Source organism: Kluyvera sp. CHPC 1.2972 (assembly GCF_036759925.1).
Lineage (GTDB): Bacteria > Pseudomonadota > Gammaproteobacteria > Enterobacterales > Enterobacteriaceae > Kluyvera.
On sequence record NZ_JAPKIB010000035.1, the window covers coordinates 1 to 4,203 of the forward strand.

7 protein-coding genes are annotated in these 4,203 nt (G+C 36.1%); 4 read left to right on the top strand and 3 right to left on the bottom strand.

What is annotated here, in order from left to right:
* From V6944_RS23180 to V6944_RS23190, 3 genes are all read left to right on the top strand, one after another.
* Window positions 1–335: hypothetical protein (locus tag V6944_RS23180; protein ID WP_333500665.1), on the top strand; the 335-nt coding region annotated here is incomplete at its 5' end.
* Between the two features lie 394 nt (window positions 336–729).
* Window positions 730–1,605, top strand: a complete 876-nt coding sequence (locus V6944_RS23185; RefSeq protein WP_136049308.1) for a replication initiation protein — start codon at window positions 730–732, stop codon at window positions 1,603–1,605.
* 5 nt (window positions 1,606–1,610) lie between these two features.
* Window positions 1,611–1,883, top strand: coding sequence for an HTH domain-containing protein (locus V6944_RS23190; RefSeq protein WP_136049307.1), 273 nt, complete (start codon window positions 1,611–1,613; stop codon window positions 1,881–1,883).
* A 15-nt stretch (window positions 1,884–1,898) separates the two neighbouring features.
* Here V6944_RS23190 and V6944_RS23195 read toward each other — a convergent pair whose 3' ends face one another.
* From V6944_RS23195 to V6944_RS23205, 3 genes are all read right to left on the bottom strand, one after another.
* Window positions 1,899–2,174, bottom strand: a complete 276-nt coding sequence (locus V6944_RS23195) for a hypothetical protein (protein ID WP_053514984.1) — start codon at window positions 2,172–2,174, stop codon at window positions 1,899–1,901.
* Between the two features lie 132 nt (window positions 2,175–2,306).
* Window positions 2,307–2,585, bottom strand: coding sequence for a conjugal transfer protein TraD (gene traD / locus V6944_RS23200; RefSeq protein WP_182577296.1), 279 nt, complete (start codon window positions 2,583–2,585; stop codon window positions 2,307–2,309).
* A gap of 1 nt (window position 2,586) precedes the next feature.
* Window positions 2,587–2,982: a hypothetical protein gene (locus V6944_RS23205; RefSeq protein ID WP_333500666.1), complete on the bottom strand. Its 396-nt coding sequence runs from the start codon at window positions 2,980–2,982 to the stop codon at window positions 2,587–2,589.
* Between the two features lie 295 nt (window positions 2,983–3,277).
* Between V6944_RS23205 and mobQ the strand changes: the two genes are divergently transcribed.
* A partial coding sequence (mobQ, locus tag V6944_RS23210) for a MobQ family relaxase (RefSeq protein WP_333500667.1) occupies window positions 3,278–4,203 on the top strand: 926 nt, incomplete at its 3' end.

Below are 4,203 nucleotides of genomic sequence, written 5' to 3' on the forward strand. Positions count from 1 at the left end.
CAAAAAATAATGACTTTTCAGAAAAAAAATCATGGTGGCGTTCTACTGTTAATTTTATAAAAAATATTAAAGCTAAGTTCTCAACTAAAAAAGATATTAAAAACGATGTCCATGCATCAGACGATTTAATGACTGATCCGGTGACTGGTTTGATTATTACGAAGCAAAAATGGCAGGAGATGAGTGACAGGGCAAACGTGAGGACTCCACAGGCTGCGATCTCATACCAAGTTAAGCAATCACACGCTGACAGTGAGAAAACGCCTCAGAATGCGTTACAGGACGTTTTAGAGCACGCTCATAGAGCAGGAAGCGCAAAAAGGAAGATGCGATAATCAGATCACGGACAATACAAAATAGGAAAGAGAGAAAAAATGAGCATAGTGTTATGTATATTATCCTTATGGATCAGTTGGTTAATGGTAGAGCCGCGAGGCTTTGGCGGTTTTTTAGCCGTACTGATGGTTTCAGTAGTAATCGATATAGTGCTCATGTGGGTATACGCATACATAAGAGCTTTACTCATCCTTAGGCGTTAACACAACACAGGCAGGGCAAGCCCTGCCTTAAGACCAAAAAACCGATCACTATCTGATATGGTTAAAGTTGCCCGACTTGACACATACGGAAAAAGTGTTAGAACGGTAACAGAAAACAAAAACCCCCGATTTTTCGATGTTTGGCGACAGGAAAAAAATCGGGGGCATATAAAAAAAGGGAAAACAAAATATGTTAATACAAGAAGAATATAACAGAGATAAGTATATAAATCAAATTCAATCGTGGGTTTTATGTGCTGATGATTTCGAAAACGGCACATACAGAAAGCCTAAAAACAAAGCATTAAATAAAAAATACATTGGCTATAATAACAACTATTTTATGAATGGTTTTGTGTTTGATATAGACCAACCAGAAGGTGCAATCGCATGGGATGATTGCGGATTGCCTAAGCCTAATATAATTATTCAAAATACAAAAAATGGTCATGCTCATTTGCTTTATGCTTTAAAAGCTCCTGTATGCAAGACAGACAACGCTAGAACAAAACCATTAAAGCTTGCAAGCCTTATACAAAAAGGATTTACAGATAGATTAAAAGCAGATCGTGCATATGCTGATGTGCTAATGAAAAACCCAATCAATGAAGCAGAATGGCGTACGATTTGGGGTAATGTTGAAGCGTATGATCTCAGCTATCTAAGTGAATTTATACCGGATGATATTCAAGAACAAAAAAGATTGCCCGCAGATGGTCTAGGACGCAATGTTAATCTGTTTGAAGACCTAAGACAATATGCATACAAATCCGTATTAAATTTTAAAGAAAAAAGTAACTATGAAATATGGGAAAGAGAACTGATATTAAAAGCTGACGGATTAAATACCTTCTGTAATGGTAGCAATCTATTAAGTTATAACGAGATAAAAGCAACAGCAAAGAGTGTTGCAAAATGGACGTGGCGAAACTTCAATAAGGAATGTTTTTCATCCATCCAATCTTTTAGAGGAAAAAAGAACGCTGGAAAGAAAAAAACAAAAGTTAGAAGTAAAGCCAAAAGCAATAAAATGTTAGAACAGATCATGAAAGCAGATGCGGAGTAACTATTATGGCAGCAATAAGAGCAGTTAAAAGAAAAAATACAGCTAAATATTTATCCAAAAAATTAGGCATTCATGAAAGAACTGTCAGGCGTTATATTGCATTACCTCGTGAGGATTATGAATCAGAAGCTGAAAGCCGCAGAAAAACAGCATACAACCTACATTTTAAAGATGGGTTAAAGTGGCGTGATGTAGCTGAAAAAATGAATACAACAGAACATGCAGTTAAAGCATTAGCCAAAAGATATAAACAAATAGACCAAATCGAAAGGGGCTAGGATGCCCCTTCATGGTTAGAAATCGTTTTTAAAGTCTACTTTAAATTCTTCTGACTCTACAAACTGCTGCAAGCCATAAATATTCTTTGGCTTTCCTGCTTTTTCGTAAACAGCTTTACCAACAGCCAACAATATTTCATTTCTAGCTCTTTGGCGTTCTTCTCTTTCTGCTTTTCTCAGGTCACTAATCTGTTTCTTCAAATCGTCTATTTTTTCAGTTCTAGTTCTGTGTTTTCTCAGTGGCCCAGCGACTGGTTTTTCTGCTGTTTTTTGCTCTTTTTTTTGAGACATTTTTCACTCTCCCGGATGATATGTTTTTTAAACATACCACAACGCCGGGCTATCGTGAAGACTAACGCACAAGCCCCGCCGCTGGCGGGTTCTTGCTTGTTCAACACTTCCAAGCAGCAGTGCAAAGCCCTGCTACTTGTCAGCGTTTTCTAGACGTGATTTTATGATGTTTTCACCGTCAATTTTTATCTGTGCTTTTTGCTCAGGTTTCAGCTTGTCATAGATAGCTAGAAAACCTAATAAAACAGCTTCGTCATAATCCAATCCAAAGACCCTAGTAACTTCTCCGCCTGCTTTAAATTTTATATGCTCCCTAGCCTTTCTTTCTTTCTGCGATGCTTCTTTTTTAAGTTTAGATAATCTATCTTGTGCAAGTGCCATTTTTTGCTCTAATGTTTTTTTACTTCCCATATCAATAATCCTCGTTATTTTCGTTGCGTTCTAATCTTTCGTTTTTCATTGCTTTATATTTTATAAAAAATAGCTCATACAAACCTGAAAAACCGTACTGGTCATAAATAGATGTCATCTCATCAAATACACACAAAAAGCTAAAATCATTTTGTGCCTCTTCAATGGAAAATTTTATTTCACTTTCTGAATATTTTTCTTCTTCAAGTTCTAATGTCTGTCTTATTGTGTTTTCTAAACGGTCTTTGGCTTCTTTAAATGCTCTTTCTTTTGCCATTTTGAAAGACACACCTTCTTTAAGCTGATCAAGTAAAAACTCCAGAGCTAAAATATAGTTACTATCATGATCGTTATAGTAGAACATTTGAAGTGCATCTATTTTATGTTTTATTCTCATTTTACCCCCCCACCTTTTATTTATTATATTTTATGCAATATCGTAACCATTAAATATTGTCAAATTTGACTTTAATTTAATCAGAGTTAATTTATATATCAGCGAAAGAAAAGCTAGTTAGGTTTTCATTCCTCTTTTATTTTGAGATTTATCGAAAAAGAAAAGCTAAGGAATGCCCGGTTACGCAAACTAAAGTTTGCCGGGGTCTGCCGACGGCTAAAACCAAAGTTTTCCTTGCGTCAAACTTTAAACCCAACCCACACAAAAAAAGGGGTTCCATTTATGAGGTATTAATATGGCTTTATATAGATTAGAAATGCAGAACGTCAGCCGTTCTGATGGTGTCAGCTCAGTTGCAAAAGCTGCATACCGTCATCGTTCGGTTATGATTGACCATCGCACTGGTGAAATCCACGGCGAGAAATCGCTAGACCGTGACGATCTATTTTATGCTGAAATATTGCGACCAAAAAATATCCCTGATTGTCTTCATGTTCCATCTGAAATTTTATGGAATATTGTTGAGAAGAAAGAGACTAGATCGAACTCTAGAACTGCAAAAGAATTCAAGATAACTTTACCGACTGAATTATCAAATGAACAAAACATAGCATTGATGAAAGATTTTTTATTAAATCATTTCGTTGATAAAGGCATTATATGTGACTTTGTTTTACATAATGATAAAGATAATAAAAATCCTCATGCCCATGTGATGATTACGACAAGAGAAATAACCCCGTCAGGTTTTGGTAAAAAAGTACGTGAATGGGATGAAGAAAAAACCTTGCACGAATGGCGTAAACAATGGGCAAGAGTTCAAAATAAGCATTTGAAAAATGCAGGCTTAAAATCTCGCGTCAGTCATAGAACGCTAGAAGAACAAAAAAACATAATGATCGATTTAGCTAAAAAAGCAGAAGATGCAAAGGATTTTGACAAGTCTATTTTATATTTAGCAAAAGCTATTGAACTAGATCGCCCTCCGATGCAAAACATGAGTCGTAAAAAATGGCGTTCTAAAGAGGGGCAGGAACAACGAAAACGTGACCAAGCGATCAGAGACAGGGCGAGAGCCGACGCTAGGGCTGTCAGTGTGTTGAGGGGTGTTGCAGTTGTTGATGTTGCTTCATTCACAGTTCATCCATTGCAGAAAAAAGAGCAGTCAAAAAATAATGACTTTTCAGAAAAAAAATCATGGTGGCGTTCTACTGTTAATTT

Bases quoted from the DNA above. Each gene is read 5' to 3' on its own strand.
- V6944_RS23190 (WP_136049307.1), top strand. From the start codon at position 1,611: ATGGCAGCAATAAGAGCAGTTAAAAGAAAAAATACAGCTAAATATTTA.
- traD (WP_182577296.1), bottom strand. From the start codon at position 2,585: ATGGGAAGTAAAAAAACATTAGAGCAAAAAATGGCACTTGCACAAGAT.
- V6944_RS23205 (WP_333500666.1), bottom strand. From the start codon at position 2,982: ATGAGAATAAAACATAAAATAGATGCACTTCAAATGTTCTACTATAAC.
- V6944_RS23195 (WP_053514984.1), bottom strand. From the start codon at position 2,174: ATGTCTCAAAAAAAAGAGCAAAAAACAGCAGAAAAACCAGTCGCTGGG.
- V6944_RS23185 (WP_136049308.1), top strand. From the start codon at position 730: ATGTTAATACAAGAAGAATATAACAGAGATAAGTATATAAATCAAATT.